Raw genomic sequence first — 23485 nt, forward strand, 5'->3', positions numbered from 1 at the left:
GGACGAGGGGAGGGACGAGGACGACGTGTCGTCGGCGGGCGGCAGTACCCGGGTTTGATCGGCCAGGGCTTGTCCCAGGGTATGGGCTGGCCGGCGCGCCGGCGGATCGCGGCGTGCTGGGCCGCGACTGGGGGAACGCGGCGCGTCGTCGGGGCTCCCTCCCGCTAACGGCGCTTCGGGTGGTGCCTCGGTCCAATCGTCGGCGGGGGGCGGCGGCCCGGGGTGCAGCATCGACGCCAGGGTGCGTCGTCGTGCCTCGCTCGACAAAGGGTCGTCACGGCCACCGGGGCGTCGGGGAGGGGCGCCGTCCGCCATGCCTTGGTCCTTTCCTGCGCGTCAATGGGGCGGGAGGGGGGCACCGCTCCCTGATGTCGGTCTGCTTTCTCCAGCAGAAGCCCACAGACTTTAGACCTTTTAGGGGCGGTTTGTCTTTTCGGGAAAAGCGGTGTCCCTGGCCTTTGGACAAAGTCCCACCCTTTCGCCTCTGGCATGAGGCGATCAAGCCGACTCTTTGTCGCCCCCTCGTGCGGGGGCGTCGGGTCAGCGAAGGGGGTGGGGGGGCTGTGCCTCCCCAGCCTGTGTCCGCGAGGGCTGCGCCGAGGATCAGCGTCAGGTCAAAAGGTCGATTTCCTCGTCGGTAAGGCAGCCCGGGACCAAGGTCAGGGGAATGCGCAGGCGATTGACGTGGCGCCCGGTCAGGGCTCGGACCAACGGGCCCGGGTCGTCGCTTGCGGGGGCGGTGGCGAGCACCAGAATGGAAATGCTGGGATCTTCGTCAATGAGGCGCAGAACCTCGGTCAAGATCTCCCCTTCCCGGATGTGCACCGTGGGGGTTTCGCCGCGCTCGATCCGCACCACGGAAGCGGCGCGGTGGACGAGCTGTTCGGCTTTCTCTCGTGCCTCCTCGCGCATGAGCGAGCCCACGAACATCCACGGTCCGAGATCGGGGGGCGAGACGACGCTGACCAGCGCGACGCGACCATTGGTGCCCTGGGCGCGGCGCGCGGCAAAATGCAGCGCGGCGCGCATTTCGACGGAGTCATCGACCACAACCAAAAAAGTCCGCTCATCGGCCTGGGTTTCGGCGTGGTAGCGGGGATCGGGACCATCGGGAAGGATAAGCATGGGGGACCTCCCTTGAGTCTCCGGCGGGTAAGCCGCTCTTCTCAACGTTCAGGATGGCGGTGCTTGAGGAGGCTGACAACCCCCTGCGGTTGCCGCGCCGCACCAAATCGCCATCAGTGTTCGAGCGAGCTGTTTTCGAGGGGGCCTCCCTCTTGGCGCCATGCCACCAGCCCTCCTTGCAGTCGGTGCAAGGATCCCGTGTATCCGGCGCGCTCCAACAGCTGAGCTGCCACCCCGCACCGCGCCCCCGAGAGGCAATTCAGCACGATATGGCGTGACGGATCGTGCGGGACCTTGCGGGGATCAAACTGGCTCAGGGGATTGGAGACCGCCCCGGGAATGTGTCCGGCGGCATATTCGTGCGGCTCGCGCACGTCAAAAACCATAGCGGATCCGTTCTCAACCCACGTCTGCACTTCGTGCGGAGCGGCCATGCTGACTTTGACGCTGGACATCGTTGTTCCTTCCTTCGCCACCTTGCCCAACAGTCTCGGGGCTTCCATACCATGGAGGAACAGAACTTTACGGGATCCGGGGCTGGATGGAAAGCCCTAAATTTCTATGGAATAAGTGAGCTTAGAAAGGACGGTATGATGAGTGACCCCAATCCCGTTTGCGACATCCTGGATGCTCGCGGTCTGACGTGCCCTCTTCCCGTGCTGCGCGCGCGAAAAAAGCTCCAGGGGTTGCCGGTGGGGGCGATTTTGGACATCCTGGCCACCGATCCAAGTTCGGTCGCCGATTTTCGCAATTTCTGCCGCCAAACCGGCGACACGTTGCTTGAGAGCGTCCAGGACGCCGAGGGCGTCTGGCATCACCGGGTGCGCAAGACTGGATGAGGCGCCGCCGCCGGGGCTCCCGGATCCCGCTCAAGAGACAGCAGGGGCGGCCGCGCTCATTGCAGAAAAAACACCGGGGTACATACCTGGGCCGCCCCGCTGGCATAGGTGCCATCGGCGTTTTTACACGCATCGGCGATGCCCACGCCGCTGCCCGGAAAACTGCTCATCACGATAAACCCCGAATCGGCATTGCCATCGTCGTAGCGGCTGTCGATTTCCATCGCCTGGGTCCCCGACAACACGTTGCGGGTGGGCGCCCCGCTGGGCGTGTCTTGCAACCGCAGCCAATGCCCGGTGCCTGCGGTGGTGCCAAAGCGGCCGTGGATGATGACAAAGGACAGCCCCGACAAGCGGGCCGGCAGGCTTGATGTTTCGACCGTATTGCCCGCGTCCAGGCGCACCCCGCTCAGGTAGCCGGCCGCGGCCAAGTGCTCCCAGGCGCGGGAGGACTCGTCACCGGCCGCGCCACTGACGCCAAGCCCCGCCGGGCCGATGATCCCGTTGCCGTTGCCGTTGGTCACGTGCGCCCCTCCGATGTAGACCGTGGCCTCTGGCGCATCGCCCGGCAGGGCCCCGTAGCGATCCTCAAAGGCCATGAAGGCGGCGCGCACCGCCTCCCACTGGCTCACGGTCATCTTGAGGCGGGTGCTGTCGATGAGCGTTTGCCCCTTGAGCACGCCGCCGATGAGCAGGCCCACCAGCACCAGCACGACCGACATCTCGATCAGGGTGAAACCGTCGCGGGCGGCAGGAGGGCGCGGAAGGCACATGCGAGGGGAGGTCCTGCTGGGGTCAGAACGAGAGCGGGCGGGGATCGGGGGCGAAGGTCTCATAGAGGGTGCGATCGGCCGGGGCGGCGTGGTTGCCGCCAATGACGCTGGCCCGCAACAGCACGACCAACTCGACCACTTCGGTGGTTGAAAGGTCGGTGCGAAACAGTGACCCCAAGACCGGGACATCCTGGAGCCAGGGCAGCCCACGGCGCGTGCTGTCTTGGCGTTCTTGCATCAGGCCGCCCATGACGACCACGGCCCCATTGTCGATGCTGACCACCGAGTCGAGCTCGCGCACCTCAACCACCGGCACCAGGGACTCGACGTCGAGATTTTGCAAGGACACCGCCGGGTCGGCGACCTGCGAGGCAATGCGCGAGATGGTGGGGCGTAATCCAAGGGTGATCCGGCCCAGATCTGGATCCACACTGGGCTGCACCGTCATGACAAGGCCAATGGGCACGGTGTTGATTTGGCTGGAGTAGGTGTTGAAGGTGCCCTTGTCGTTGATGGTCGTGTTGGTGTCGATGGCGAAATAGACTTCGTTTTGCGCCACCTTGAGCACGCCGGTCTGGTTATTGGTCACCGTCATGCGCGGGCTCGACAAGGTGCGCACCGCTCCGAAGCGACTGATGACCTGGGCCAGCGCCGACAGCTCCACCCCGCCCACACTGGCCGCCCCCCCCAGGGTCAGGGTCGCCAGCGTGTCGGTCAGGGGGGCCGAGACCACGCCATCGGCCCCGGGCAACACCACAGTGAGGTGTTGGTTGTCACCCAGCGCCGCCCAGTCGATGCCGCCCCGATACTGATCGGAGAGCGAGACCTCCAAGACCTTGGCCTCAATCAACACCTGAGTGGCCAGAGAGTGCCGAATGCTCTCGAGATAGGCCTTGACCTGCCGATGCTGGGCCCGGGTCGCGATCACGCTCAACACCCCCGCTTGACGGTTGATGTTGAAGCTGCCGCGCGCCCGTTTTGTCTTGTCGTCCGAACCGGTTTCGCTCACAGGGTCCGCCGGGGAGAGGGCGCCGTTGGCGCGGGTGCCCTCCTTGGGGTCGGGGGATGCGGCATCCGACGCCGACGCCCGGGCCGCCCGCTCGGCCCGGGACCGGGTTTCCTGCACGCCCAGGATCTGGCTCAAGCTATCGGCGATATCGGCCCAGGGGTCGGCGCTGGCGTGCGAGGCCACCCGGCTTTCCGAGGCGTTGTTGCCGCTGTTTGCGGTTTGGCTCTTGTTGGACACGCGGGCGAACACATCGGTCGAGGTCGAGACGCTGCTTTCCGCCGAGCGCGCCAAGTTGAGAACGTCCAGACGGTAGGTCGCGGGGGTCGGGCGGTCGGGGGCCGCGTGCAAGACCCCATTGTCCAAGGTGAGCGAAAGGTTGCCAAGGTCGGCCAGCCGCTCGATCACCTGGGGCAGCGGACGCTCGCGGGCGGCCATGACCACCCGGCCGGTGATGCCGGACTCCATGTCCAGGTCCAAGTCGGCGACTCGCGCTAGATCTACCAACAGCGTGGTCAGCGCCGTGGGCTTTTCGGCGATCAGGGTGACGCGTCGGCTGTCTTCCGGGGGCGGCAAGGGAGGCGCGACGGGAACGATCAGGGAGGGGATCGGCGGTTCGCTGTCCGGCACCGGGGTTTTGCGACCGGCCAGAGCGCGATAGTCTTCCTTTTCCAGCCCGGTGGCCGGATCGAAGGGCGCGCACGCCCCAAGGGTGCCCAGCGCCATCACCATCCCCCAGACGATCCTGGCCCCATGCCGTGTCACCATGCCGTTTGCGTTCCTCCTGGCTGGGGCGAGGGGGGGCTCGCCTTGCCGCTGTACCTTTGGGATGTCTACCCCATCAGGCGCCAAAAAACACGCGAAACGAAAGCATGTGACCACGAGTAATAAGCTCAAGACTCAAGAGAACCGAGAGTGTTGCCAGAAGGGAGGGGGCTAGGGGGCACGTGACGGGACCGCTTTCGCCTCGAACGCGAGACACCGCGGCGCGCAAGGCGATGTGGCCCAGGGCCAGCCCCCCGGTCCCACTGAGCAAAAGCGGCAGAGAGTCCCACGACACGGCCAGGGCCGCCGCCGCGATCACCGCCGGATCCCCGCCCCCCAGGCCTTCGCGCCCCCGAACGCGGCGATAAAGCCAGCGCATCGCCTGGGCGGCGAGAAACACCAGGAGGCCCCGGACCAGCGGGTCAGGGGTCAGGCCCTCCAGGGACCAGCGCCAAGCCACCGCCTGCAACACCAGGGCCAGGGCCAGGGAATCGTGGACCACCGCGTGATCCAGGTCGATCAAGGCCACGGCCAGGATCACACTGACCAGCCCCACCCCGGCCAGCCCACCGGGAAAGCCGAGGGTGGCGCCGGCCGCGCCGGCACCCAGCCCCAGCCCCAGCCCCACCATCCAGCGCAAGCCCTGCCCAACCCAGGACCCCGGGGCCCGGCGCCCAGGAACCCAGCGCGCAAGGAGTACGCTGGACGGGGCGGGAGGATGGCATTCATCGAAGAGACCCTTCCAGGACAGGGGGCGCGTGGGGAGACCCTTCGGGGGTTGCCACCCCGAAGCCCCGCCTGGGGGCGATGCCCCAGACCCCATTTTTGTTTTGTAAATCAAATACGAAAGGGGGGCAGGGTCTGGCGCTCAGGCCGCCTGTCGTCCCTGCGGTGCGCGTTTGTTCAACCGCTGGGCCAAGCGGTCGCCGGCCGTTTGCACCAAGCTGACCAGAGCGATCAGCACCACCACCACGGCGATCATGACCTCGGGTTGGAAGCGCTGGTAGCCGTAGCGGATGCCGAGGTCACCCAGGCCGCCCCCGCCCACGGCACCGGCCATGGCCGAATAGCCGATCAGGCTGACCACGGTGATGGTGAGGCCGGCGATGATGCCGGGCAGGGCCTCGGGGATCAGGACCTTGCAAATGATCTGTTGCGGCGTGGCGCCCATGGCCTGGGCCGCTTCAATCAGTCCCGCGTCCACCTCGCGCAACGAGGCTTCCACCAGCCGGGCGACAAAGGGGGTGGCGGCGATGACCAGCGGCACGGTCGCGGCGGCGGTGCCAATGGAGGTTCCCACGATCAGGCGGGTGAGAGGGATGATCGCCACCATCAAGATGATGAACGGCGTCGAGCGCGTGGCGTTGACGATCATCCCCAGAACTTGGTTGAACAGCGGGCGTGCCAGAATTTGCCCCCGGTTTGTTACCAGCAGCAGCACACCCAGGGGGATCCCCAAAAGGGCGGAAAGGGCGCTGGAAGCCCCCACCATGACGAGGGTCTCCCATAGGGAGTCAAGCAGCAGCGGCAGCAGTGTCGGCGACATGACCAAGGACCTCCGCGGTCAGATTTTTTTGGGCAAGGGTGGCGAGCGCTGCGTCTCGCGCGGCCACCGGTCCATGGGCTTCCACCACCAAGGTGCCGAAGGGTAAGCCCTGGATGTAGTCGATGTGGCCATGCAAGATGTTGAACGACAGGTCGAAATGGCGCACGAGGTCGGAGAGGATCGGCTCGTTGGCGGACGGGCCGGTGAAGGTGATGCGCCAGATCACCGGGGTGCTGGGCTCGCGGGTTCCGGGCGGGGCGAGGCGAGGCAGCAAGATCTCGGGCAGATCCCGGTTCAAGACCTCCTGCACAAAGGCCCGGCTCACCGCGTGGCGCGGCTGGGTGAACACATCGAAGATGCGGCCCTGTTCCACCACCTCGCCGCGATCAAGGACCGCCACCCGGTCGGCGATCTCCTTCACCACCGGCATTTCGTGGGTGATCAAAACGATGGTCAGGCCCAGCGACCGGTTGATGTCCTTAAGCAGGCTCAAGATGGATTTGGTGGTCTCGGGATCCAGGGCCGAGGTTGCCTCGTCGCACAGCAACACCGAAGGCTTGGAGGCCAGGGCCCGGGCAATGCCCACCCGCTGCTTCTGTCCCCCGGACAGGGCGGCCGGATAAGCGCCGGCCCGCTCGCGCAAGCCCACCAGATCCAGAAGCTCGCTGACCCGCGCCTGGATTTCAGGGCGTGGCATGCCGATCAACTCCAGCGGCAAGGCGATATTTTCGGCCGCCGTGCGCGACGAGAGCAGGTTGAAATGCTGAAAAATCATGCCGATGGAATGGCGTGCGCGGCGAAGCTCGGCCTCGGTGAGCGCGGTCATCTCCTGGTCGCCAATCCACACTTTGCCGCTGGTGGGTCTCTCCAACAAATTGAGGCAGCGCACCAGGGTGCTCTTGCCCGCGCCCGAGCGCCCGATGATCCCGAAGACCTCTCCCTTGCCGATGTTCAAGGAGATGCCCCGCAAGACCTCGCTGGGGCCCTGGGGGCCGGGAAAAATCTTGGTCAGGCTCTCGGTAACGATCACGGTTGTGTCCTCCAGCAACATCAGACACCGGAGGGTAGGGGGGTGCTGAAGGGGGGTCAAGGGGTAAATTTATCTGTCGATGGATTAAGTAGGCTTTTTCGGGTTTCGCGGAGGGGTGCATGAATTTTTTTAGGGGTGAGGGAGGGAAGGGGAAAGAGGAAGGCTGGGGAGGCGCGGCCTCCCCAGACCCCTCGGGGAGGAGGGGGAGGGGTGGGTTTTGCTTGCAGGGGGTGGGGGCAGGGGGGCACACCAGCGGGAAGGTTCACCTGCGGGGTTGGTATGATGATTTTGGCGCGTTTTGAGGACACTCTCACGGTGGAGCGACTGGGAAAGATCCTTGCTCTGCGTCTTTTGGTCCCGCATCGGGTCCTTTCGACCGGGGCGGTGAAGGGAGGGCTGGAGGACGGGGTGGGGCTGGTGTTCAATCATCAGGGCTGCGAACCCGTGGGGCATTTTGTGCCCGGTCTGGAAACCCTGGGCACGGCGCCCGAGGCCTATCAGGAAGGGCTGCTGGCCCGCCATGGCCTCGCCGACGCCGGTCCCGCCACCGGCATGGTGACGGCGGCCAACATGAACGCCTTTGGCATGGCCTGCCACCGCGAGGGGGCGCTGGCCGTTTTGGCTCTCGCCACCGGCGGCGTTGATGGCAATGCGGCGCGGGCCGGCGATCCGGCCTCCCTGGTTGAGGACGAGACCGGCTTTCATCCCCGCACTGGCAGCGGTGACGCGTCGCCTCGGCCCGGCACCATCAATCTGATGCTGGCCGTCAACCGACCGCTCACCCCGGGTGCCCTGGTGCGCGCCGTCATGATGGCCACCGAGGCCAAGGTGGCGGCACTCCAGGAACTGTCCATCCCCTCGCGCCTGTCCGCCACCCTCGCCACCGGCACCGGCACCGACCAGATGGTCGTCGTCGCCCCCGAGCGGCCCGGGTATGCCCTCAGCGCCGCCGGCCATGGCATGGTCTTGGGCGAACTGATCGCCCGGGCCACCGCCGAGGCCCTGCGCGAGACCCTGGCGCGCCAAAACCACCTGACCCCGGTGCGTCAGGGGGCGGTCGGCCGGCTGCTCGAACGCTTTGGCCTCGCGCCGGGCACCTTGGCGCTTCGCGTCGGCCAGCATCTGACGGCGGAGCAGGCCGAGGTTTTTCGGGCCAACAGCGAGGTCCTTGAACGCGACCCGCCAACCGTCGCTGCCGTCCTGGCTCTGATCCATGCCCACGATCAGGGGCAGTGGGGCGTGGTGGCCTCCACCGCGTGGCCCGTGATCGCGCTTGCCCTTGGCGCTTCGGTGGCGTGTGCCCTGTCCGGTCGGATTGAGCGCTGGCCGGCGTATCATAGCGCCTTGGCGGCGGGGGAGGCCCTTGATCTCGTGGGCGTGATCGGGCGCGCCATGGCGCTGGGGTTTGCTGACAAGTGGTCATCATGACGGCCGTTTTGCCTGTGGACTTTTTTGGGCTCGCCCTGCGAGCCGCCCCGACGCCCCGTTGGCCGCGCACCCCCGCTTAGCCATTTGCCCCTCCCCGTTGTGCGAACAGGGCTCTTTGCCACAAGAAACAAGCCGCTCGAAACACGCTCCCCGCCCGAGGGAGAGTGTGGACAGCCGGCCTTTTGGGACCGTATAACGGGGCCATGATCACACCCGGCACGCCATTTCTGAAGATGCACGGGCTGGGCAACGATTTTGTGATCGTTGACACCCGGCATACTTCTTTCACTCCAACGTCAGCTTTGGTGCGGGCGTTGTCCGATCGTCGCACCGGGATTGGCTGCGACCAGTTCATCACCATCGAGCCGCCCCGGGCCGAGGGCTGGGCCTTCATGGGCATTCGCAACGCGGATGGCGAGGTCGTCGAAAGCTGCGGCAACGCGGCGCGCTGTGTCGGGGCCGTGCTGCTGGCCGAAACCAAGGGCGCGCCCGTGTGTCTGGACACCTTGGCCGGGCCCATCGTGGCCGAAGCGGCCTCCGAAGAGCGGGTGGCCGTGGACATGGGGCCGGCCCGTCTCGCCTGGGATCAGATACCTCTGGCCGGTCCGGCCGACACGCTGTCTCTCGATCTTGCGGTAGGGCCGTTGAGCGCGCCGGTCGCCGTATCGGTGGGCAATCCCCATGCCGTGTTCTTTGTGCCCGAGGCCGAGGCGGTGGATCTGGACCGTTGGGGGCCCCTGGTCGAGCACCATCCCCTGTTCCCCCGGCGCGTCAACGTCGAGGTGGTACACCAGCGGCCCGATGGATCCTTGCGCATGCGGGTGTGGGAGCGCGGTGTTGGGATCACCCGGGCTTGTGGCACCGGTGCCTGCGCGGTCCTTATCGCGGCGCGGCGCCGGGGGCTGGTTCCCGGCGAAACCGCCGATGTCGTGCTTGATGGCGGGACCTTGACCATTACGTGGCGCGAGAGCGATTCGCACGTTGTCATGGCCGGCACGGCCACCCGGGTGTATTCCGGCGTTCTGGATCCCGGGTTCACCCCATGACCGTGCCCACCCCGCCCCCCGCACCGCGCGTGGTGACCTTCGGCTGTCGCCTGAACACCAGCGAATCCCAAATGATGCGCGAACAGGCGGCCCAGGCCGGGCTGTCGCAGGCCATCATCATCAATACCTGTGCCGTAACCCGGGAAGCGGAACGGCAGGCGCGCCAGACCATCCGCCGCGTGCGCCGCGAAAACCCCGACGCCCTGGTCATCGTGACGGGCTGCGGCGCCCAAATCAACGCCCGCGCTTGGGCCGACATGCCTGAGGTGGATCACGTTCTCGGTAACCAGGAAAAGCTGAAGGCCGAGAGCTACCGCGCCCTCGCGGGTGGTCCCGCCAGCCCCGGCGATCGGGTCCAGGTAGAGGACATCGCCCAGGCCGCCGGCGCTGACCTGCCCCGTCTGGGCGATCTCGACGGGCGAACCCGCGCCTTCGTTCAGGTGCAACAGGGCTGCGATCACGCCTGCACCTTCTGTGTCATTCCCCTGGCCCGGGGCCCCAGCCGCTCGGTGCCGGTCGCGGCGGTGATTGATCAGGTGGCGCGTCTCGTCGATATCGGCGTGCGCGAGGTGGTGCTGACTGGGGTGGATCTCGCCGCCTGGGGCTGTGACCTCGGGGACGGGGAGGGGCTGGGGCTCCTGGTGCGGCGTCTGCTGGCCGCCCAGCCCGGCTTGGCCCGGTTGCGCCTCTCCAGCCTCGATCCCACCGCGTTTGATGCCACGCTCCTTGATGTGGTGGCCAACGAGCCGCGCCTGATGCCCCACCTGCACCTGTCGGTTCAGGCCGGGGCTGATCTTGTCCTCAAGCGCATGCGTCGGCGCCATTTGCGCGGCGATGTCATTGCGTTGGCGCGGCGCCTGCGCGCGCTGCGGCCCGATCTGGCGCTGGGCGCCGATCTCATCGCGGGGTTTCCTACCGAGACCGAGGCACATCAGGCCGAGACGCTGGCGCTCATCGACGAGGCCGGCCTCACCCACTTGCATGTCTTTCCCTACAGCCCGCGTCCGGAAACGCCGGCGGCTCGCATGCCGCCGGTGGCCCCTGCGACGGTCAAGGCCCGGGCCCAGGCCCTGCGCCAGGCCGGCGAGCGGGCCTTTGCCGCGCTCCTGGCTGGGCGCGTTGGGACCGAGGACCAGGTGTTGGTCGAGCGGTCCGGGTTCGGCCATGGCGAGGCCTATATCCCCGTCCATCTGGATCCCTCGATCGCGGCGGGCACCCTTGTTCGGGTGCGGTTGGCTGCCGGGGATGGTTCCCACCTGATTGGAGAGACGGTTTCGTGAGCGACCAGAACGCCAAGCGCGAGCGGCGCGGCTTTTGGGCCCGGATTCTGGGGCCCCAGACCTTTGACGAGGCCGGCGGGGCCGGCCGGCGACAGGCCTCGTCCTCGCTGCCGATGCGGCGTACCGCCCCTTCCGAACCCGCCGAGCGCGAGCGTTGGCAGCGCGACAAGGGCGTGCTGGGCAACCTGTTGGGGCCCGTTGCCTTTGGGTTTGCCGCCCGGCAGGGGCGCCCTCTGCCTCCCGTAAAGCGCTCCGCCACGGTGCGCCGTCCTGTCGTGCGTCCCGAGCGCTGGGACCCGGCTAAGGGCTTCTGGGGCAATATCTTCGGCCCAACGGTTTTCGATGGTGTTGAGACCCCGGCCCCCGAAATACGGCCAGCCCTGGGGCGGGTACACCCCGTCGTTCCGCCGGTCCTGACCCGCGCGCCCCAGGCCGAGCCGGCGGCGCCGATCTCCGCCGAGCCCGTCGTCCCGACCCCGCTTCCCTCCCAGCCGCTTCCGCCCCTGGTCTTGGACATCGAGACGAGGGATCTGGCGCCGTTGGTGGAGGAGGTCCCGGCCGTCGAGACCCCGGCCGTCGAGGAGCCCACCGGCTTTTTCGCCCGGCTGCGTGACGGTCTGTCTCGGTCGTCGAGCCGCCTCGCCGGGGGGATCACCAGCCTGTTTACCCAGCGCAAGCTGGATGCGGCGGCCTTGGAGGATCTGGAGGATCTGCTCATCACCGGCGACTTGGGCGCCGAGACCGCCTCGCGCCTTGTCCAGAACTTGTCGCGCAATCGCTTTGGCAAGGAGATTTCCGGCGACGAGATCCGCGAGTTTCTGGCCGCCGAAATCGCGACCATTCTCGAGCCGGTCGCCCAACCCCTGGTCTTCGACCCCAGCCTCAAGCCGCACGTCGTGCTGGTGGTCGGAGTCAACGGCTCGGGCAAGACCACGACCATCGGCAAGATCGCCAACCAACTGGTACGCGATGGGCACAAGATCATGCTCGCCGCCGGCGATACCTTCCGCGCGGCGGCGGTGGAGCAGCTCAAGGTCTGGGGCGAGCGCACCGGCTGTCCGGTCATCGCCCGCGATACCGGCGCCGACGCGGCGGGCCTAGCTTACGATGCCCTGGAACGGGCCCGGGCCGAGGGCGTGGACGTGCTGTTGATCGATACCGCCGGACGCTTGCACAACAAGATGGAGCTGATGGAGGAGCTGAAGAAGGTCGTGCGCGTCTTGCGCAAAATCGATCCCCAGGTTCCCCACACCGTCCTTCAGGTGCTTGACGCCACCGTCGGGCAGAACGCTCATCAGCAAGTCAAGGTCTTCCAGGAGATGGTTGATGTCTCCGGCCTCGTCATGACCAAGCTCGACGGCACGGCCAAGGGGGCGTGGTTGTGGCGCTGGCCGATCGCTTCAAGCTGCCGGTCCATTATGTCGGGGTGGGCGAGGGGGCCGAGGATCTCCGGCCCTTCACCGCCACCGATTTCGCGCGCAGCCTGATGGGGTTGGAGCGCTTGCACTAAAGCCTGGGGAGGCGGGGCCTCCCCAAGTCCCTCGGGGCGTTGCCCTAGGGGGTGGTCTGGACCTGGGTCGGCTTGGTCTCCCCTTCGACCAGATCAAAGACCACGAGGCGAACCGGCGTGGTCCCGGTGTTGGTCCCACGGTGCCACTCATCCACGATCTCGACGACGATATCCCCGGGCTTATAGTCGAAAACGTGCCCGTCAGCGGTGCGTTCCACCCGTAGCGTCCCTTCCTCCACCAGAGCAAAGCGGGAGAAGGGGTGCTTGTGCACTGCCAAGGTCGCGCCCGGAGCAATGGTGTAGTCGGTGACAATCAACCGGGCATCCTTGGTGGGTAAAACCAGGGGCTGGCCGGCGGCCGTGACCCGTGTCGAGAGGCGCTCGACAACCGAGACTGATCCCTCAGCCCAGGCTTGGGAGGCGCTCAGGGCCAGCGCCCCTCCCGCAATCATCAGGGTACGCCATGGACGCATCAACGCTCTCCCCCTTCGGGCTTCCCGCCGTGGGAGGCCACACGACGAGGGTACGGGAGGGAAGAGGGAGGGGCCAATTAATAAAAGAAGGGGGGCTCCCACACTGGCGGCAAGCCCCGCGGACCCCATAGGCAGAAGGCGGGGCCTGATGTATCCTTCCTCAGGGATACGAGATTTCACCGCAGGAGGTCCCCATGGCCCCCGCTTTACCCGAGGTGACCTACGTGTTTCACCTCGCCTCGGGGCAGGTGGAGCGTATTTCGCTGACCTTTGATCCCGAGACCTTCCTACTCCACCCCCTGGATCCGGCGGGGTCCCCGTCCCCCTGGACCCGCTTGACGGTCCATCCCTGTCCCCAGTGTCCGTTACTGGGAACCCAGACGCCGTGGTGTCCTTTCGCCCGCGCTTTGGATGGGTTTGTCCATCGCTTCGACGCGTTCTATTCCTATGAACGCTCCATTGTGGAAGTGGTGACCGAACAGCGCACGGTGGTCGCCCAGGTCTCCCTTCAGCAGGCGATGGCCTCGATCGTTGGCTTGATCGGCGCCACCTCGGGGTGCCCGACCCTGGCGTTTTTCCGCCCCATGGCGCGCTTCCATCTGCCGTTTGCCAGCGAAGAGGAGACCCTGGTGCGGGCCTTCTCCCTCCACCTGCTGGAAAACTATCTGCGGGCCGGCGGCGCTGGGGAGCAACGGGTGTCGGTGGACGACCTGGAGGCCCGCTATGCCGAGGTCGCCACCGTCAACCGGGGCATGGCCGAGCGGGTGCGCAGTGCCTTTCACAAGGATGCCCTGGTCAATGCCATTATTATTCTCGATACCTTCGCCCAGGCCGTGCCCTTTGTGGTGCAAGAAGCTTTGGCCGAGCTGCGGGTCATTTTCGCCCCGGTGGAGCGGCCTTCTGGCTGAGGCGGGCGAAGGCCCGTCTGGGGAAGCGCGCCTCCCCAGGCCCTGCCCCTAAATGCGGACCTTAATGGGCTCGATAAACGAGAAGATCTTTCTTAGATTGCGAAGGCGCTCGATCTGGGCCGGCGAAAGCTGGGTGTTGGCCGCCAAAATCAGGTGTCCGTTGCTCAACCGAATATCGGACAACACCATTTGTCCCGGTTGCAGGGCGGCCAGTGCCACCTCGATCGACGCCGAGGGAGCTGCCTCGCCGAGCGCCTGAAGGCAGGCCCGGACCTTGGGTAATAAGGTCGGGTCGTATTGGTCGCGTCGCTTGTCCAGGCTTTTCAGGATATCAACGGTCAGCGGTCCCCCCTCGGCCGCCTCGGCGATATCCTTCAAGATCTTGAGCAGCCGCGCATCAAGCGGGATGTCCTTGCCTTGCGGACCGTCCGGCGGAAATCCCGAGCCATCGAAGCCTTTGTCCTGGAGGTAGAGAATTTCTGCCACCGGCGCGAGTCTGGGGATGTTGGCCACCAGATTACGTGCCACCTCGGGAACGTGTTCGAACATGGAGCGCTCCAGGTCGGTCAACGGTTCTCCCTGGCGTCTTTTGGTCAACAACTCGGGGGGCAAGGCGACCAAGCCAATCGGGAGAAGGGATGCCGCAATATCCAGTTGCCAGCGATGGGGCATTTTGAACTCGCTGGTCAACAAGCGGAGCCATTCGCGTAGGCGGGTCGCGGTGCCGGCCGCCACCGGGTCGTTGAGCGAGGCCACATCGACCAACACCCGCACGCTGCCCGCCAGCGTCTTTTCCAGGAGGTCGCGTTCGGCGGTGATCAGCCGGTACTGCTTGACCCCGGCCAACAATCCCTCGCGTAGGCGATCGGGCGGGCAGGGCTTGGTGAAAAAACGAAAAATCGCCCCCTGATTGATCGCTTCAATGGAGGTTTGTTGATCGGCATTGCCGGTGAGCATCATGCGCACCGTCTCGGGGGCGAGATCACGCAGCCGCTTCAAGGTCTCGATCCCATCAAGCCCTGGCATGCGCATGTCGCACAGCGCCACGGCAAAGGGCTTTTGGGTCTTGGCCGCCTCTTGGACGACCGCGAGGGCCTCCTCGCCACCTTGTGCCGTGGTGATCTCGAAAGTGTCGCTGAGCTGACGGCGCAGGGCCGATAGCAGGTGGTGATCGTCGTCGATCACCAAAATCCGGTCGTCCATTACACCACCTCGTCAGCAGAGCGTGCGACCAACGTGGTCCAGGTAGGGATTTTGTCGTCAAGGCCCAAACGCGCCAAGCTCTCGCGGTCGAGGGGAGGGCGGGCCTCCACGGGAGGCGCTACCAGCGGAAACACCGGCCCCAAGGCCCGAGCGGCGTGCAAGGCCACCAGCAAGGGTCCCGGATCGCCGCCCACCTCGCCCGGCCAGCCGGAATAGGCCACAGCCTCGACCACTGGCGGCGCAAAGCCCCAAAGCCCCAGAAGGTAGGCGCCGATCAGGGCGTGGTCGGCATGAAAAACCTTGCGTTCGGCGGCTTCCAGCGATTCCCCTGGTCTCAGGCTCTGGGTCACGGTGCGGTAGGCGTCGGCATGGGCCTCCAGCAATACCACAGTGCCAATGTGCGAGAGCATGGCGGCGCAGTGGGCCACCTTGCTCAGGGCACCATCGGCCCCATTCGCCAGGGCGATTCGTTCCGCCGCTCCGGCCAGGGCCAAGCTGTAGGTGGTCAAGGCCTCCAGCGCTGGGGCAATGTCTTGCCGGCCGCTATTGAGTTGGCGGAAAATCCCGATGTTGAGCACCAGGGTTTGGACGGTTTCCAGCCCCAAGGCGCGAATGGCCTGCAAGGGCGTTGCGGCCGGGGCGCCGAGAGAAAAATACGCCGAGTTGGTCAAACGCAGCAACTCAGCGGTCATGGCCATGTCCCGACCAATGATTGCCGCCACCGAGCGGGCCGACGCCTGTGGTGAGCGGAGTTCGGCATCGATTTCCAGAAAAACCTGGGGAAGACTGGGCAGATGCGACAATCCGGCCAACACGGCCCGCAAGCTGGGATCCGTCATGCGCTCGCGCAAGGCGACCGGCCGGACAATGGCCTGTTCGAGGAGGGCGGGGCTGCAGGGCTTGGCCAGATAAAGATGGGCCGGGCCCACGGTGCGCAGAACCGCCTCGCTTTCGGCATACCCGGAAAGAATGACCCTCAGCGTCTCGGGGCTGCGGGCCCGTACGCGCTCCAGAAGGTCGGCTCCATCCATCTCGGGCATGCGCATGTCCGAAACAACCACATCCAGAGAACCGTTCTCGTCCATCCAAGCCAGGGCTTCGGCTCCCGAGGCACATAAGACCACATCCCAGCGATCCTCCATGCGCGCCATGGAGCGTTGCAGGCCGCGCAGGATGTGGGGTTCGTCATCGACGAACATGACGCGCAGTCGGTCGGTCATTCCCAAGATCCATTCTCATCGTTACCCTCAATGGGCAGCCGGACGACAAACGTCGCCCCTTCTCCCACCGGGCCGCTCGCCTCCATCGTGCCGCCATGCTTGCCCACCACAACGTCACGACAAATCGCGAGCCCTTGGCCCGTGCCTTTTCCTACTCCCTTGGTCGTGAAAAACGGGTCGAACAGGCGATCCTTGATGGCCTCGGGGATCCCGGTACCCGTGTCAGAGACACGAATCAGGGCCATGGGGCCGTCACGCCGGGTGGTAATGGTAATGGTTCCCGGCAGAGGCTTGCCCGAGGCCTCAATGGCGTGCACGGCGTTGACGACAAGGTTCAAAAAAACCTGATTGATCTCCCCCGCATGACAAAGGACAGGGGGCAGTGCGGGATCGAAGTCCCGCACGACCTCAGCCCCGTGTTTCCAGACATTACGACTGACCGTCAGCGTGCTTTCCAAGGCCCGGTTCAGGTCTGTCATGGTTTTGGTACTCGTCCCTGGATGAGAAAAATCCTTCATCGACAAGACGATGCGGCTGATCTGCTCAACGCCGTCCAGGGACTCCGAGACCGCTACGGGAACCTCGGCACTCAGAAACGGCAACTTGGCTCGGGTCGCGCTGGTCTGGAAGGTGGCAATCGCCCGCTGTAAGCCATCGGGATCCGCCGTGCCCATGGTGGTGCGGGCGATCAGGTCTTGGGCGGTTTCAATAAGTCCAAAAAGTTTGACGATTGCTTCCTCGATAAACCTTAGATTGTCCCCAATGTACTGAATGGGCGTATTGATTTCATGCGCCACCCCGGCCGCCAGTTGGCCAACACTGGATAGGCGGGAGGCCTGAAATAATTCACGCTGGGCTTTTTTGAGCGATTGAATATCGCGGAAAGAAATGACCGCAGCCTCCGGGGGGGCCTCCTCTCCTAGCGGTGAACAGGCATAGGCAACGTCCAGGCGCTTGTTTTCAGAAACCTGAAACACAGCATCATCGTCGCGAACCGTCGTTCCTTCGCTTAACACGGTGTGAAAAGGAGACAGGGCGAAGGGCAGGGGCCCCAAGGGGCTTCGTACCTGCAAAACACTGTCGAGGGGGTGGCCCTCGATCTCCCCGCACTCCAGGAACTGTCGCGCCGAGGGATTGGCAAACACCACTTGTCCCTGGGCATCCACCACAACAACGCCCTCGAACAAGCTGTCGGTGATGCCCTTCAGGCGTTCTCTTGACTCGCGTAAGGCAGACTCGACCCGGGTACGCACCGTGATTTCGCGCTTCAGATCAGCCGTCCGGGCCGAAACCTGTTGCTCCAAGGCGTGTTGCTGCTGTTCGCGGAAGGCCTCGAACTTGAGGCGCTCGGTGGCGTCGCGAAAGACCAAAACAACCCCAGCCGGAGCATCGTCCTCGATTAAAGGGGCGACAAAAAAATCTATCGGCACCGTTTGCCCATTGTCGCCGCGCCGGATTTCATCACTCACTTGTCCCGCAAGGCCAGCGCGAAACGCCACCATGACCGGGGAAGGGGGCAGGGCCGTCTCCGGCAAGCACGGGTTAGAGACGGCAACGCCCGTGATCAGGCGTTGGAAGCAACAGCCAATCATGGCGTTAGGGACCTGGCCGAAAATACTGCCGGCCATGCCATTGGCGAAATGGACCCGGCCCGATGCATCCAGACCAACGATCCCCTCTCCGGTGGAGTCCAAGATCAGCGCATAGCGCCGCCGTAAGCGGTCCAGGTCCTGCTCGCGGCTTTTGAGTTCGGTAATATCGGTTCTGATGGAAACGACTCCTCCTTCCTGGGTCGCGCATTCCCGGCTCAACATCCAGCGGCCATCGGCCAGCTTGACGACAAGCCCTTCGCCGTTGGCGTGCCGATGGCGCTCCAGGCGACGAGCGATCCATTGGTCAAAGTCAATGTCGGTCAGGTCAAAGATTCCCCGGCTATAGCACTCCCTCAAAATTGTCTCAAAATTCTGGCCGGGATAAACAAACTCGTGGCTAGGGTCAAAGCTGTCACTGTAAGCGGGGTTGCAAATAATCAGTCGGTCTTGAGCATCGTATACAGCGATAGCGCCAGAAAAACTTTCAATCGCATCGGTCAGTTGTTGCTGTGCCCGTTCGGCTCGTCGCTCGGCCCGCACCTCGCGGGTAATGTCCGTTCCCACGCCGCGATATCCGCAATAGAACCCATCCGGGGTGAAAAGAGGCTGGCCGCTCAATCGGATGGTCCGTCGGTCATGCCCGCCCTCAGGTCCCACGGAAAAGACGAGATCGGCAAATCCCACCCGGGCTTCCAGGCACGTTCGCAGCACAAGAGCAAAACCCGGCTCATCGTCAAGGCCGATCTCGAACCAGGAGTGACCAATCAAAGCAGAAGGCTTGACTCCAAGAACACGGCCAATTTGTTCAGAGGAAAACGTCAAATGGTCTTGAGCGTCTGTTTCCCAAAACCAGTCCAGAACAACGTCAGGCGAGGCCAAAGTGTCCCGTAACGGATCCTGCTCGTGGAGAGCGTTCGTGCCCACAAGGAGAAAACTTTCCTCTTCGTTCACCACAACTGATGTTATGGTGCCCACAAAAGGAAAAGTGGTGCCGTCCAAGCGGCGTGCTGTCAGGCCGACAGGCGTTTTCGCCGCTCCGCAGGGGTAGGGGGAGAGCTTTCTGGCCCGGGCCTCGGGAAAAAGATCGCCCAGGGAGCGTTCTTTTAAGCTGTGCGCCGGGACGTGAAACTGCCGCGCCATCTCCCCATTAGCCCAGGCGATCACTCCCGAAGCCTGGACCACTAGCATTCCCTCACGCGACACCGTGCCGTTTTTTACGTCGTGCTCCGCCCGCATCCAGGTGGAAATATCCTGCCAGATGCCATTCCAGTGGACGGTCCCGTCAGGAAGGAGGAGGGGATTGGCGGATCCTCGGAGCCAGCGGGTTTCACCGGTGGCGGTCACGACGCGAAACTGCTCATGGCATCGAGACAAAGTTTGTGATGACACGGCCAGCGCGGCTTTCAGGGCCGGGCCGTCGCTGGGCAGCACGATATCCCGACCGTCCTGCCCCCCAAAGCTGATGTCCTCTGGAGCAAATCCCAGCAATGCCTCGGTGTTGCGTGACAAAAAGGGGTAGGACAGGCGCCCCTCCGGGCTGAGGGTGCGTCGGAACAAGATGCAGGACAATTCCTCCAGGACATCGCCGAGCCCTTCCAGGGGGACTGGAGATGTCGAAGTCGGGGGAAAGCGTTCAGGGTTTGTCATGGCCGCACCACGCGCCCTTGGGGATCCGTTGTCACCAACTAAGGTAGGGATGACACAAAGCCTTTTGGAGATCTACTTTTCCCTTCACAGGGAAACGTTGTGCCGATGAGGGCGATGGGAAGGTTTGGCCGGGAGAGCCTCCCCCAGCCCCTCGTTCTTTTTCGCTTGCGCCCCAGGCGCCACCCCCGTATAAACAGCCCTCCCGACGCACTGGCAACGGCGCCGAGGGGGTTCGGGGGCAGGCTCCTCGGGTTTTGTAGCGGCTTTTTTCCTTTTGGAAACAACAGCTAAACGGATCCGGGAAAAAGGGCTTGACGCTGGAACGGGGCGGGGAGTAGTTTCCTTGCCTTCCGGGTTGACCGCCCGGGGCGCCTTGCTGGTTTTGGCCGGTGTGGCAGTCCTGAAAAAAAGCGGTTGACACGGTGGGGCGGTGCTAGTAAAAACCGCCGCCTTGGTGACGACGAACGAAGCATCGGACGATGTGACGGTAGTCGAAACTAAGTGGTTAGTCAATATTGCCGGTTCGCCGGTCTGCTGTTTGACATTGTAAAAGAAAACGCGATCGAAAGAGATGGGCGGGCGGCTCTCGGGGGACCGGGGCTGTCGGAAGAGAGATCTTCCTCAACCGCTCATCTTGAGTAAGACGAAAAGAATATCGACTCGTTCGATACCTTTGAAGTTCTTATGGCCAAGTATAAGTGATTGAGAAAAGGCTCGGCTTTCGAGGTTAACTTGAGAGTTTGATCCTGGCTCAGGACGAACGCTGGCGGCAGGCCTAACACATGCAAGTCGAACGCATCCTTCGGGATGAGTGGCGCACGGGTGAGTAACACGTGGGAACGTACCTTGGAGTACGGAATAATCCTTGGAAACGAGGACTAATACCGTGGGCGGAATGGAAGCCGATTTTATGGATGCTTCTGGGCGGCATATGGACGATGCAGAGCGTTTATTCGATGCGGGACGCTGGGCGAATGCGGACCATCTCTATGGGGTGGCGGTCGAGTGCGGGCTCAAGCGGCTAATGGTGGCCTTCGGGATGCAGACGGACGCGAAGGGAAGCCCGCAAAATAAGTCAGACAGGCACCATGCGAACGGACTCTGGGCGCGCTTTGAAAGCTACCGTGAGGGGTACGGTCAAGGGGCGAAGTACGCCCTGCCCACCCCGATTTCCTTTGACGACTGGGATATCTCCCAACGCTATGCTCATCAGGAAAATTTTGCGGAAGAAAGGGTGGTGCGTCATCAAGAAGGGGCGCGCGCTGTTCGCACGTTGCTTAAAGAAGCGCAGTTGGACGGGCTGATATGACGACCTTTGACCAAATCCTCCCCATCACGACTGAGGTGCTCMAAAACCATCACGACGTGATGGCTCGGGTGGACTGGCTGAGGGTCAACCGCGACCTCAATGGGCGGGTGCGTTTCATCGTGCCAGAACGCGTTGAGACAGAGCCGGAACTCCAACAGGCCCTTTTTACGGTGTACCAAGAGGTGGCGGATCGGATCGCCCCACATGCTTATCCTGTTAAGTCAGGCCTCCTCTATGAGGCCTCCCCCGAACAGGCCGGCCTGGGAACCGCCGCGTTTCCGCTCGACGAGACCTTAAGCAACATAAGGGTGATCGACCGGCTCGCCACCGATAGCCGTTGGGAAAGCATTGCCGAGGTCGCTTCTGGAGCACCGCGCCTTGTGTTCTTTTCCATCAAGGGAGGGGTGGGGCGCTCGACGGCGCTCGCGGCCAGCGCGTGGTCCCTGGCCCGACAGGGGCGCCGGGTACTGGTTCTAGACCTGGACCTGGAATCTCCGGGCCTTTCCAGCACCTTGCTGCCGGAGGATCGCCTCCCCGAATACGGGATTACCGATTGGCTGGTCGAAGATTTGGTCGATAACGGGGAGGTGCTCCTAGAGGATATGGTTGCGACCAGCCCCCTCCAGACGCCAGGGTCCATCTCTCTCGTTCCGGCGCATGGTCGGGTTTTCGGGGAGTATGTCTCCAAGCTCGGGCGCGTCTGGATGCCCAAGGCCAGCGGTGAGGCACCGGAGTCCTGGCCCAAGCGCCTCAATCGCCTTGTCAAGCGCTTGGAAGAGCGGCTTCAACCCGATGTCATCTTGATTGATTCTCGGGCCGGGATCGACGAGGTGGCGGCGGCGTGCGTGACCGATCTCGGCGCACACACCGTCTTACTGTTCGCCATCCAGGGACAGCAAACCTGGACCGGGTACAACGCCTTGTTCTCCCACTGGCACCAGCGTGGGGTCATCACCAAGATCAGGGAGCGGTTGCAAATGGTTGCCGGGTTGGTCCCGGACGATGAGCGCCGCTTGGAGTATCTTGCGGCGTTCCGCGAAGATTCCTATGCCTTGTTCGAGAAGACCTATGATCAAGTCGCGCCTGGAGCCGTCGGCGAGTGGAGCTATGACCAAGACGACGACAACGCTCCCCATTCTCCTTTACAAATTCGCTGGAATCGCGGCTGGTATGGTCTCCTCAGCCTCCAGAACCGGATGACTCAGATTGAGGAGAAAGAGGTCAAGGCGGTTTTCGAGATGGTTCTGGACTTCGTGGAGCGCGCAATCGGTCAGGAGAGCCGGCCATGATCTCCCCGGAAAGCATTCGGCAGGCTATTCAGGCCGCCCCGTTCGAGTTGGACAATACCGGAGAAACCCCTCTCCCGGGGACCCTCTACATCCCGCAGGCGCATCGCAAGGCGCTTGCACGGGACGCTGTGCTGGTCATCGGCGGGCGTGGGGTCGGCAAGTCATTCTGGACGGCCGCCCTGAGCGATGCCTCGTTGCGCCAACTCATCGGCGCCCAGCTTCCCGAACTGACCCAAACCACAATCCACGTCGGCCATGCGGCCAAATCGAGCATCCAGACCTATCCAGACCGAGACACGTTTAAAGCCCTGCTGGGCCTGGGGCATAATCCCTCTGCGGTCTGGCGGGCCGTCGTGGTGCGATGGCTCGCGGGCTTAACCCACGCCCCTGTTCCTGAGGGGTCGTGGAACGAAACCGTGGACTGGGCGGAACAAAACCCCGAGAAGGTTGCCCACCTTGCCGAAACAGCTAACCAAAAGCTGGCCGCTGACAATCAGTTCGGTCTCATCCTCTTCGACGCCTTGGACAGGACGAGCCACGACTGGGATACCATGAACCGTATTGTTCGCGACCTGCTGCAACTTTCCTTATGGCTGCGTGGCTTCAGCCAGATCCGGGCTAAGGTGTTCTTGCGCCCGGATCAGATGGAACGCACTGTGACGTCGTTTGTCGATGCCTCCAAGATCACGGCAACCAGTGTTGACTTGACCTGGGAAGAGCAGGATTTGCACGCCATGCTGTGGCAACGCCTGATCAATGCGCCGGGAAAACACGGTGAGTGCCTGCGCTCAATACTACCAGAATGGATCTTGATTCCTACAGTTACGCCGAAAAAACAAGGTAGAACTTGGTTTTTTTCGCATAATCTGGCATCGAATGATTTTCTCCTGCGAGACTGGTTCGAGGCATTAGCAGGCGACAAGATGGGGAAAGACGCTCGCCGAGGTGTCCCTTATGTTTGGAGTGTTAGTCACTTGGCAGACGGCCACGGCAGGACCTCGCCGCGCTCATTTCTAGCGGCCATTCTGGGCGCGGCTGAGGATAGCTCACGTTACAGCGATTACCCCCTAGCCCTTCACTACGAAAGCCTGAAACGAGGCATTCAGAAAGCATCGAAAATCAGGGTGGAGCAAGTCGCCGAAGATGACCCTTGGGTCCCCGCCGCCATGCAGCCGCTACGCGGCATGAATGTTCCTTGCGAAGAGGAGGCGGTGATCAGGACGTGGCAGGCGGCGTTCCCACAAGGCCCCGGCAGCATCCCCTCCGATCATCTGCCGCCCCAGCATGCGGAAAGCTGGGACGGCGTTCGCAAGGACCTGGAGCGTCTTGGCATCTTTGTCACCCGCAAAGACCAGCGCCTGGACATGCCGGATCTCTACCGGGTGGGATTTGGCCTAGGCCGCAAGGGAGGGGTTAAGCCCCGCACCTAACTCGCCCAGAGCACTTGAAGGAAGGCTGGGGAGGCGCGGCCTCCCCAGCCTTCTCTTCAGCGAGAT

At 64.0% G+C, this 23485-nt stretch carries 19 protein-coding genes and 1 pseudogene; 9 read left to right on the forward strand and 11 right to left on the reverse strand.

Translation table 11 applies throughout. From position 1 onward, the window contains the following. Nucleotides 1-609 precede the first annotated feature (609 nt). Nucleotides 610-1125: a universal stress protein gene (locus RSPPHO_RS09240; RefSeq protein WP_041794896.1), complete on the reverse strand. Its 516-nt coding sequence runs from the start codon at nucleotides 1123-1125 to the stop codon at nucleotides 610-612. Nucleotides 1126-1238: 113 nt separating this feature from the next. Beyond that, nucleotides 1239-1580: a rhodanese-like domain-containing protein gene (locus tag RSPPHO_RS09245; protein WP_041794898.1), complete on the reverse strand. Its 342-nt coding sequence runs from the start codon at nucleotides 1578-1580 to the stop codon at nucleotides 1239-1241. A 135-nt stretch (nucleotides 1581-1715) separates the two neighbouring features. On the opposite strand from RSPPHO_RS09245, the gene RSPPHO_RS09250 reads away from it, so the two are divergent. Further along, nucleotides 1716-1964, forward strand: a complete 249-nt coding sequence (locus tag RSPPHO_RS09250; RefSeq protein ID WP_157879158.1) for a sulfurtransferase TusA family protein — start codon at nucleotides 1716-1718, stop codon at nucleotides 1962-1964. Nucleotides 1965-2020: 56 nt separating this feature from the next. Here the strand turns inward: RSPPHO_RS09250 and RSPPHO_RS09255 are convergent, their stop codons facing one another. From RSPPHO_RS09255 to RSPPHO_RS09275, 5 genes are all read right to left on the reverse strand, one after another. Beyond that, nucleotides 2021-2737: a prepilin-type N-terminal cleavage/methylation domain-containing protein gene (locus RSPPHO_RS09255; protein ID WP_041794903.1), complete on the reverse strand. Its 717-nt coding sequence runs from the start codon at nucleotides 2735-2737 to the stop codon at nucleotides 2021-2023. A gap of 22 nt (nucleotides 2738-2759) precedes the next feature. Continuing rightward, complete coding sequence (locus RSPPHO_RS18925; RefSeq protein ID WP_081581703.1) at nucleotides 2760-4511, reverse strand: type II and III secretion system protein; 1752 nt, start codon at nucleotides 4509-4511, stop codon at nucleotides 2760-2762. Nucleotides 4512-4584: 73 nt separating this feature from the next. Continuing rightward, a complete protein-coding gene (locus RSPPHO_RS17795; protein WP_051013782.1) occupies nucleotides 4585-5139 on the reverse strand; it encodes a prepilin peptidase in 555 nt (184 codons plus the stop codon). A 237-nt stretch (nucleotides 5140-5376) separates the two neighbouring features. After that, the gene (locus RSPPHO_RS09270; RefSeq protein ID WP_041794907.1) at nucleotides 5377-6054 is read right to left on the reverse strand and encodes a methionine ABC transporter permease; all 678 of its coding nucleotides are present in this window, start codon (nucleotides 6052-6054) and stop codon (nucleotides 5377-5379) included. Next, nucleotides 6023-7084 (reverse strand): methionine ABC transporter ATP-binding protein, encoded by a 1062-nt coding sequence (locus RSPPHO_RS09275; RefSeq protein ID WP_041794909.1) that lies wholly within the window; start codon nucleotides 7082-7084, stop codon nucleotides 6023-6025. Before RSPPHO_RS09275 ends, RSPPHO_RS09270 begins: the two co-directional genes overlap by 32 nt. Before the next feature lie 279 nt (nucleotides 7085-7363). On the opposite strand from RSPPHO_RS09275, the gene RSPPHO_RS09280 reads away from it, so the two are divergent. From RSPPHO_RS09280 to ftsY, 4 genes and pseudogenes are all read left to right on the forward strand, one after another. Continuing rightward, entirely contained in the window at nucleotides 7364-8512 is a 1149-nt protein-coding gene (locus RSPPHO_RS09280; protein ID WP_051013783.1) for an adenosylcobinamide amidohydrolase, read from the forward strand. Nucleotides 8513-8715: 203 nt separating this feature from the next. Next, nucleotides 8716-9558: a diaminopimelate epimerase gene (dapF, locus tag RSPPHO_RS09285; RefSeq protein ID WP_041797015.1), complete on the forward strand. Its 843-nt coding sequence runs from the start codon at nucleotides 8716-8718 to the stop codon at nucleotides 9556-9558. Further along, nucleotides 9555-10838, forward strand: a complete 1284-nt coding sequence (gene mtaB / locus RSPPHO_RS09290; protein ID WP_041794914.1) for a tRNA (N(6)-L-threonylcarbamoyladenosine(37)-C(2))-methylthiotransferase MtaB — start codon at nucleotides 9555-9557, stop codon at nucleotides 10836-10838. Before dapF ends, mtaB begins: the two co-directional genes overlap by 4 nt. A gap of 113 nt (nucleotides 10839-10951) precedes the next feature. Next, nucleotides 10952-12348 (forward strand): annotated as a pseudogene (ftsY, locus tag RSPPHO_RS09295) (signal recognition particle-docking protein FtsY). Between the two features lie 44 nt (nucleotides 12349-12392). On the opposite strand, the gene RSPPHO_RS09300 reads toward ftsY, so the two are convergent. Beyond that, nucleotides 12393-12821, reverse strand: a complete 429-nt coding sequence (locus tag RSPPHO_RS09300) for a cupin domain-containing protein (RefSeq protein ID WP_041794916.1) — start codon at nucleotides 12819-12821, stop codon at nucleotides 12393-12395. Between the two features lie 194 nt (nucleotides 12822-13015). Here RSPPHO_RS09300 and RSPPHO_RS09305 point away from each other — a divergent pair, with 194 nt between their 5' ends. Then, on the forward strand, nucleotides 13016-13729 hold the full coding sequence (locus tag RSPPHO_RS09305; RefSeq protein ID WP_014414995.1) for a DUF6901 family protein: 714 nt from the start codon (nucleotides 13016-13018) through the stop codon (nucleotides 13727-13729). Between the two features lie 48 nt (nucleotides 13730-13777). Here the strand turns inward: RSPPHO_RS09305 and RSPPHO_RS09310 are convergent, their stop codons facing one another. Genes RSPPHO_RS09310 through RSPPHO_RS09320 form a run of 3 tightly spaced genes read right to left on the reverse strand, consistent with a single transcriptional unit; the run spans nucleotide 13778 to nucleotide 19391 of the window. Next, nucleotides 13778-14932, reverse strand: a complete 1155-nt coding sequence (locus RSPPHO_RS09310; RefSeq protein WP_014414996.1) for an HD domain-containing phosphohydrolase — start codon at nucleotides 14930-14932, stop codon at nucleotides 13778-13780. Beyond that, on the reverse strand, nucleotides 14932-16152 hold the full coding sequence (locus RSPPHO_RS09315; RefSeq protein ID WP_041794920.1) for a response regulator: 1221 nt from the start codon (nucleotides 16150-16152) through the stop codon (nucleotides 14932-14934). The genes RSPPHO_RS09310 and RSPPHO_RS09315 overlap by 1 nt, the downstream gene beginning before the upstream one ends. Beyond that, nucleotides 16149-19391: a PAS domain-containing protein gene (locus RSPPHO_RS09320; RefSeq protein WP_014414998.1), complete on the reverse strand. Its 3243-nt coding sequence runs from the start codon at nucleotides 19389-19391 to the stop codon at nucleotides 16149-16151. The genes RSPPHO_RS09315 and RSPPHO_RS09320 overlap by 4 nt, the downstream gene beginning before the upstream one ends. 895 nt (nucleotides 19392-20286) lie before the next feature. On the opposite strand from RSPPHO_RS09320, the gene RSPPHO_RS09325 reads away from it, so the two are divergent. From RSPPHO_RS09325 to RSPPHO_RS09335, 3 genes are read left to right on the forward strand one after another with little or no spacing between them, the layout of a single operon-like run. Further along, entirely contained in the window at nucleotides 20287-20700 is a 414-nt protein-coding gene (locus tag RSPPHO_RS09325; protein WP_041794922.1) for a hypothetical protein, read from the forward strand. Then, on the forward strand, nucleotides 20697-21989 hold the full coding sequence (locus RSPPHO_RS09330) for a KGGVGR-motif variant AAA ATPase (RefSeq protein WP_014414999.1): 1293 nt from the start codon (nucleotides 20697-20699) through the stop codon (nucleotides 21987-21989). Before RSPPHO_RS09325 ends, RSPPHO_RS09330 begins: the two co-directional genes overlap by 4 nt. Continuing rightward, entirely contained in the window at nucleotides 21986-23419 is a 1434-nt protein-coding gene (locus RSPPHO_RS09335; RefSeq protein WP_041794927.1) for a hypothetical protein, read from the forward strand. The genes RSPPHO_RS09330 and RSPPHO_RS09335 overlap by 4 nt, the downstream gene beginning before the upstream one ends. Nucleotides 23420-23485 lie beyond the last annotated feature (66 nt).

Source organism: Pararhodospirillum photometricum DSM 122 (assembly GCF_000284415.1).
In the GTDB taxonomy this organism is placed as follows: Bacteria; Pseudomonadota; Alphaproteobacteria; order Rhodospirillales; family Rhodospirillaceae; genus Pararhodospirillum; species Pararhodospirillum photometricum.

What these genes read in the sequence shown, in the direction of transcription:
- RSPPHO_RS09240 (WP_041794896.1), bottom strand. Translation starts at nt 1,125, where the DNA reads ATGCTTATCCTTCCCGATGGTCCCGATCCCCGCTACCACGCCGAAACC.
- RSPPHO_RS09245 (WP_041794898.1), bottom strand. Translation starts at nt 1,580, where the DNA reads ATGTCCAGCGTCAAAGTCAGCATGGCCGCTCCGCACGAAGTGCAGACG.
- RSPPHO_RS09250 (WP_157879158.1), top strand. Translation starts at nt 1,716, where the DNA reads ATGATGAGTGACCCCAATCCCGTTTGCGACATCCTGGATGCTCGCGGT.
- RSPPHO_RS09255 (WP_041794903.1), bottom strand. Translation starts at nt 2,737, where the DNA reads ATGTGCCTTCCGCGCCCTCCTGCCGCCCGCGACGGTTTCACCCTGATC.
- RSPPHO_RS18925 (WP_081581703.1), bottom strand. Translation starts at nt 4,511, where the DNA reads ATGGTGACACGGCATGGGGCCAGGATCGTCTGGGGGATGGTGATGGCG.
- RSPPHO_RS17795 (WP_051013782.1), bottom strand. Translation starts at nt 5,139, where the DNA reads ATGGTGGGGCTGGGGCTGGGGCTGGGTGCCGGCGCGGCCGGCGCCACC.
- RSPPHO_RS09270 (WP_041794907.1), bottom strand. Translation starts at nt 6,054, where the DNA reads ATGTCGCCGACACTGCTGCCGCTGCTGCTTGACTCCCTATGGGAGACC.
- RSPPHO_RS09280 (WP_051013783.1), top strand. Translation starts at nt 7,364, where the DNA reads ATGATGATTTTGGCGCGTTTTGAGGACACTCTCACGGTGGAGCGACTG.
- dapF (WP_041797015.1), top strand. Translation starts at nt 8,716, where the DNA reads ATGATCACACCCGGCACGCCATTTCTGAAGATGCACGGGCTGGGCAAC.
- mtaB (WP_041794914.1), top strand. Translation starts at nt 9,555, where the DNA reads ATGACCGTGCCCACCCCGCCCCCCGCACCGCGCGTGGTGACCTTCGGC.
- RSPPHO_RS09300 (WP_041794916.1), bottom strand. Translation starts at nt 12,821, where the DNA reads ATGCGTCCATGGCGTACCCTGATGATTGCGGGAGGGGCGCTGGCCCTG.
- RSPPHO_RS09305 (WP_014414995.1), top strand. Translation starts at nt 13,016, where the DNA reads ATGGCCCCCGCTTTACCCGAGGTGACCTACGTGTTTCACCTCGCCTCG.
- RSPPHO_RS09310 (WP_014414996.1), bottom strand. Translation starts at nt 14,932, where the DNA reads ATGGACGACCGGATTTTGGTGATCGACGACGATCACCACCTGCTATCG.
- RSPPHO_RS09315 (WP_041794920.1), bottom strand. Translation starts at nt 16,152, where the DNA reads ATGACCGACCGACTGCGCGTCATGTTCGTCGATGACGAACCCCACATC.
- RSPPHO_RS09320 (WP_014414998.1), bottom strand. Translation starts at nt 19,391, where the DNA reads ATGACAAACCCTGAACGCTTTCCCCCGACTTCGACATCTCCAGTCCCC.
- RSPPHO_RS09325 (WP_041794922.1), top strand. Translation starts at nt 20,287, where the DNA reads ATGGAAGCCGATTTTATGGATGCTTCTGGGCGGCATATGGACGATGCA.
- RSPPHO_RS09335 (WP_041794927.1), top strand. Translation starts at nt 21,986, where the DNA reads ATGATCTCCCCGGAAAGCATTCGGCAGGCTATTCAGGCCGCCCCGTTC.